At 66.0% G+C, this 6,121-nt stretch carries 4 protein-coding genes and 1 tRNA gene; 3 read left to right on the top strand and 2 right to left on the bottom strand.

Annotation, left to right across the window (positions count from 1 at the left end; genetic code table 11):
• Positions 1-110: 110 nt before the first annotated feature.
• Entirely contained in the window at positions 111-980 is an 870-nt protein-coding gene (gene cmrA / locus K8V11_RS09165; protein WP_303913042.1) for a mycolate reductase, read from the bottom strand.
• 33 nt (positions 981-1,013) lie between these two features.
• A tRNA-Arg gene (locus K8V11_RS09160) sits at positions 1,014-1,086 on the bottom strand.
• Between the two features lie 90 nt (positions 1,087-1,176).
• Between K8V11_RS09160 and K8V11_RS09155 the strand changes: the two genes are divergently transcribed.
• The 3 genes from K8V11_RS09155 (at position 1,177) to ettA (ending at position 5,908) form a co-directional block, all read left to right on the top strand.
• Positions 1,177-3,252 carry a cytochrome c oxidase assembly protein gene (locus K8V11_RS09155; RefSeq protein ID WP_303913039.1) on the top strand — a complete coding sequence of 692 codons (2,076 nt, stop codon included), beginning with the start codon at positions 1,177-1,179 and terminating at the stop codon, positions 3,250-3,252.
• Positions 3,253-3,432: 180 nt separating this feature from the next.
• Entirely contained in the window at positions 3,433-4,065 is a 633-nt protein-coding gene (locus K8V11_RS09150) for a single-stranded DNA-binding protein (RefSeq protein WP_303913035.1), read from the top strand.
• Positions 4,066-4,234: 169 nt separating this feature from the next.
• Complete coding sequence (ettA, locus tag K8V11_RS09145; RefSeq protein ID WP_303913032.1) at positions 4,235-5,908, top strand: energy-dependent translational throttle protein EttA; 1,674 nt, start codon at positions 4,235-4,237, stop codon at positions 5,906-5,908.
• Positions 5,909-6,121 lie beyond the last annotated feature (213 nt).

Below are 6,121 nucleotides of genomic sequence, written 5' to 3'. Positions count from 1 at the left end.
CGTATTTTGCCGGGTCGAGCGGGATTTGAGTAGGCCCCGTTGAATTTTCGTACGGATTGGCCTGGCTTGATGCCCAGCGCCGCAGCCAGGAACGGCCCCGCAATCCCGACCTACGCGGAGGAGTCGGGTGTCGAAGCCGAGTTGCCCGCGTCGCCAGAACTCGCCGCATCTGCCGATCCCTCGCCGAGCTTCGCATAGGCCTTGCCCGCGAGCGGCGACACCAAACGGCGAGGCAAAAAGTTCGTGGCCAGCGACATCGTCTGCCCGATCGGCCCGGGCACCACCCGCATCTTGTTGCGCGCGAGCGCATCGATCGACAGACGCGCGGTGTACGTCGTATCGACCCAGAAGCTGTCGGGCACGATCCGGTCGACGAACGTCTTATCAGCCTCGGCGATCTCCTCGGTGCGCACTGGCCCCGGAGCGAGCAATGTCACGTTCACTCCCTGCTTCTTGACCTCCCCGCGCAGCGACTCCGAGAACGTGTTGAGGAACGCCTTCGACGCGGCGTAGGTCGCGTTGTTCGGGATCGCGGTGTTGCCGGCGGCCGAGCCGACGTTGAGGATTCCACCCGAGCGGCGCTCGAGCATCCCCGGCAGCACCGCGAGAATCAGCTCGTGCGCGGCGACCGCGTTGAGCTGGACCTGGTCCCGCTCGTAATCGAAGTCGAGGCCCGACACCGGGCCGAAAGTCGCGATTCCTGCGTTATTGCACAGAATCGAGACCTCGGTGTTCTCCAGCTCCGCCAGCAGCGGCGCGCGCTTGCCCGGCTTGGACAGGTCGCAGGCGCGCACGTCCACCTCGACACCCGTGCGCGAGCGCAGCTCGTCAGCGAGCTCGTTGAGAATCTGTTCGCGGCGCGCGACGAGGACGAGGTTGTATCCGCGGGTCGCGAGCTCGCGGGCGAACGCCATCCCGATTCCGGAGGACGCGCCCGTCACCACGGCGCGGCTGTGGGCGGTGGGCATCGGCAGAGCCATAGTGATCCTTCGAGCGTTGCGGCAAAAAGTGCGTGCCCCCGAGAGGATTCGAACCCCTGACCAATCGGGTAGAAACCGACTGCTCTATCCACTGAGCTACGGAGGCTGGGTACCGGCGGAAGCGAGACGCTCCCCGAGGGCACCGAGGGAATCTTAACGTACGGGGCCGATTTGCCCACCTCCATATTATGGACCTATGACATCTCGCGTCGGCGTGACCCGGCGGCCCGCTGGCCCACCCCTCCTCGGATATATCGCCCTCCTCGTGGTGGTCGTCGCCGCTGTCGCCGGCCCACTGAGCGGCTTGTCCACCAGCGCGGCATTGGATCTGCTCGGTATCCCCGACCCCGGCCCGCTTACCTCGTACGGGCTGCCCATCGTGCGATCGGCGGCCGAGGTTTTCTGCGCCCTCGCCGTGGGGCTGTCGGTCTTCGCGACCTTCTACACGCCACCGCAGAAAGACGGCACGCTCGACGTCGCCGGCTACCGCTCACAGCACTGGGCCTCGATGGCCAACGCCGTGTGGGCGGTGTGTGCGGCGATGCTCATCCCGCTCACCCTGTCCGACGTGTCCGGGCAAAAGCTCACCGACTCGCTGTCCCCGGACCAGTGGCTGCTCGCGATCTCCTCGGTCGATGTCGCCTCGTCGTGGCGCTGGGCGGCAATCATCGCGATCGTCGCGGCGATCGGCCAGCGGCTGACCCTCACGTGGCGCTGGTCGGTCATCTGGCTCGCGTTGTCGATGGCGGCGCTCCTGCCGATCGCCGCGACCGGGCACGCGGCGTCCTCGGGCGCACACGATATGGCGACGAACTCCCTGGTCCTGCACCTCGTCGGCGCGGCCCTCTGGATGGGCGGGCTCGCCGCGATCGTGCTGCACGCGCTGCGCGGGGATGCCCGGATGCGCCTCGCTCTCCGACGTCATAGCGCGGTTGCCACTGTCGCGCTGTTCGTGGTCGCGGCCTCCGGCGTGATCAACGCGCTGGTGCGCATCCAGCCCGGGGACCTGTTCTCCACGACCTACGGCAGGCTGATCATCGCCAAGGCGGTTCTCATCGTGGTCATCGCCGTGCTCGCGATCGGCATCCGCCGCCGTCTCCTCGGCGTGTCCGTGCTGCCGAAACTCTGGCTCGGCTCCGCGCACCCGGACAGCGCGGCGTCATCGCCCATGACGTCGGACGCGCCGATCTCCCGCGCGCGGGTCTGGGCCTTCGCCGGCGTGGAAACGGCTGTGATGGCCGCGACCTTTGCCGTCGCCGTGTCCCTCGGCCGGACACCGCCGCCCCCGCCGCCGTCGATCCCCACCGTGCAGGAGGCGCTGCTCGGCTTCGAACTTCCCGGTGACCCGACGCTGCTCACGCTCATCACGAACTGGCGCTTCGACCTGATCCTCGGAACGGTCTCCGTGGCGGCGATTCTGCTGTACTCGTGGGGCCTTATCGTGTTGAAGCGGCGAGGGGACTCGTGGCCGGTCTCGCGCACGGTCTTCTGGATGGCGGGCTCGGTGCTGCTGTTCCTCACCACCAGCTCGGGCCTGGGCATGTACATGATGGGGCAGTTCTCGCTGCACATGGTCGCGCACATGCTGCTGTCGATGATGGTGCCGGTGTTCTGGGCGCTCGGCGGTCCGCTCACGCTGGCGCTGCGGGCGCTTCGTCCCGCCGGTCGCGGAAACCCGCCCGGGCCGCGCGAGTGGATCCTCGAGTTCATCCACAACCCGATCTCGTGGTTCCTCACCCACCCCGTGGTCGCCTCGATCCAGTTCGTGCTCGGCTTCTACCTCGTATATTTCGGCGGTTTCTACCCCACCTTGGCGGGGGACCACTTCGGGCACGTGTTCATGAACGTGCACTTCCTCATCTCGGGGTACCTGTTCTACTGGTCGATCATCGGCGTGGATAACTCGCCGCACGATTTTTCCCCGCTGTTCAAACTTCTCACGCTTCTCGGCTCGCTACCGTTCCACGCGTTCTTCGGGATCATGCTCATGCTCACCGGCGAGGTGCTCGCGCCCGACTGGTACGGCGGCCTCGAGTTGCCGTGGGTGCCTGATCTGCTCGCCGACCAGAAGGAGGGCGGCGGCATCGCCTGGGGCTTCGGCGAGATCCCGCTGTTCGTGGTGATGATCGCGCTGGCCTTCCAGTGGTACAGCGCGGATTCGCGCGACGCCCGCCGCGCCGAGCGCAAGGCCGATCGCGACGACGATGCCGAGCTGCGCGCCTACAACGAGATGCTGCGCGAGATGGACGAGGAATCACGGAGCGGAAAATAACGCTCACGCTGGCCAAACAGGAGTAATTCACAGGGCGAATCGAAATCCACAGCGGTTGATTTCGTTGCAACCTACGGGGCCGTCTCGCGCGTGCCTTCTTGCCAGAGTCGGAGAGGACCGACCCGATCTCGGGTTGGTCCCTCGCCCTGAAGGGGCCCGACCGAGAAGGAACGACGAACAATGATCGTCAACCGCACCCACGCCACCGTCCGCGGCCGCGTCATCGCCTCCTATCCCATCAACAACACCGCCGGCGGGGACGCCGTGCTCAACTTTCGCCTCGCCGCCAACGAGCGCCAGTTCGATCCGGCCACCAACACGTGGAACGATAAGGACACTTTCTACGTGACCGTGAGCTGCTGGGATGGCCTCGCACGGCGTGCAGCCGCCGTCGCATTGCGCGGTCAGATGGTCGTCGCGATGGGCACGCTCGTGAGCCGCAACTACGAAAAAGAAGGCCAACGCCGCAGCTACACCGAGCTGCGCGCCCAGCACCTCGCGGTCGACCTCGCATCGGTGGAAACGGTGCGAAACTACAACGGATCCCGCGCAGAGGGCAGCGAGGCGCCGCAGGGAGAATCCGGGGCGAACGCCTCCGAGGGCTCCGCCGAGGACCCCGTCGGTGCGCCAGACGCCTCCACCTCCGCGGCCACCGAACAGACACACACCTCGCCCATGACGTCGGACGCCGCGCCCGCCACGCCGACCGCCCTCTCTACGGAGGCGCAGGACTCCGGCGCGTCCGAGCGGCCGCAGTACGCCGCGGCGAGCGCGGGCGGGGACCCAATGGATTCGGGGGAGACGCCGTTCTGACATTCCTGCTTAGCAGCAGGCGCGGGGGCGCCGGGCCGTGCGGACGGGTCCGGCGACCTCTCACCACGGGTTTTTCGGGGAAGCACGTACGATGGGCGTAGTTGCGCACCGAGTTGTGCGCCTACGAAACGACATGTGAATCCGAAACTCGCAGCTTGTAGAGGGTGCAATGGCTGAATTTATCTACACCATGAAGAAGGTGCGCAAGGCGCACGGCGACAAGGTGATCCTTGACGATGTGACGATGGCCTTCTACCCGGGGGCCAAGATTGGTGTGGTCGGTCCGAACGGCGCCGGTAAGTCCTCGATCCTCAAGATCATGGCCGGCATCGACCAGCCGTCTAATGGCGAGGCTTTCCTCGATCCCGAGGCAACCGTCGGGATCCTCCTGCAGGAGCCGCCGCTCGACGAGGACAAGACGGTCAAGGAGAACGTCGAAGAGGGCTTCGGCGACACGATGACCAAGCTCCGTCGGTACAACGAGGTCGCCGAGGAGATGGCGACCGACTACACCGACGAACTCATGGAGGAGATGGGCAAGCTCCAGGAGGACCTCGACGCCGTCGATGCGTGGGATATCGATTCCCAGATCGAGCAGGCGATGGACGCGCTGCGTTGCCCGCCGGGCGATTCGGCGGTCACGCACCTTTCCGGTGGTGAGCGCCGCCGTGTCGCGCTGTGCCGCCTGCTGCTGTCGAAGCCGGATCTGCTGCTCCTCGATGAGCCCACCAACCACCTGGACGCAGAGTCCGTGCTGTGGCTCGAGCAGCACCTCGCGAACTACCCGGGCGCCGTCCTGGCCGTGACACACGACCGCTACTTCCTCGACCACGTCGCACAGTGGATCTGTGAGGTCGACCGCGGCCAGCTGCACCCGTACGAGGGCAACTACTCCACTTACCTGGAGAAGAAGGCCGAACGCCTTGAGGTGCAGGGCAAGAAGGACCAGAAGCTGCAGAAGCGCCTCAAGGACGAGCTCGAGTGGGTGCGCTCGGGCGCGAAGGCCCGCCAGACCAAGTCGAAGGCGCGTCTGGCGAAGTACGAGGAGATGGCTGCCGAGGCCGAGAAGATGAAGAAGCTGGACTTCGAAGAAATCCAGATTCCGACCCCGCCGCGCCTGGGCAACGTTGTCGTCGAGGTGGACAAGCTTGAAAAGGGCTTCGATGGGCGCGTGCTCATCAAGGACCTGTCGTTCACGCTTCCGCGTAACGGCATCGTCGGCGTGATCGGCCCGAACGGTGTCGGTAAGACGACGCTGTTCAAGACAATCGTCGGGCTCGAGGAGCCGGACGCCGGCACGGTCAAGGTCGGCGACACCGTCAAGCTCAGCTACGTCGACCAGGGCCGCGCGAACATCGACTCGGAAAAGTCGGTGTGGGAGATCGTCTCCGAGGGCAACGACTACATCGAGGTCGGCCAGAACGAGATGCCGTCCCGCGCCTACGTCTCCGCGTTCGGGTTCAAGGGCCCGGATCAGCAGAAGAAGGCCGGCGTTCTCTCCGGTGGTGAGCGCAACCGCCTCAACCTCGCGCTCACGCTCAAGGAGGGCGGCAACCTGATCCTCCTCGATGAGCCGACAAACGACCTCGACGTCGAGACCCTCAGCTCGCTGGAGAATGCGCTCACCGAATTCCCGGGCTGTGCCGTGGTCATCTCCCACGACCGCTGGTTCCTCGACCGCACCTGTACCCACATTCTCGCGTGGGAAGGCAACGTCGAAGAGGGCCAGTGGTACTGGTACGAAGGTAACTTCGAAGGCTACGAGGCTAATAAGGTCGAGCGCCTCGGCCAGGAGGCGGCACGCCCGCACCGCGTGACCCACCGTCGCCTCACCCGCGGCTAGAAAAGGCCCGCGAGAGCGAACAAAAGTGCCCCGGTGGCCCATCGATTCCGATGGGCCACCGGGGCACTGTCATTTCCAGCAGCTTGCGCTTCGGCTTTCGTCAGTAGGTCGCCGTGGCGTTCGGCACCCGCGCGGACGAGGTGACCAATTCGGCCGTCGGTGCCGGGGTGTCCGGAGTCGCCGAGCTTTCGGGAGCGTTTGCCGGCGTGCCCG

It is taken from the genome of Dietzia timorensis, from assembly GCF_020742175.1.
Taxonomy (GTDB): domain Bacteria; phylum Actinomycetota; class Actinomycetes; order Mycobacteriales; family Mycobacteriaceae; genus Dietzia; species Dietzia timorensis_A.
Note: the sequence above shows the minus strand (reverse complement) of the source record. Positions and strands in the feature narration are given on the sequence as shown.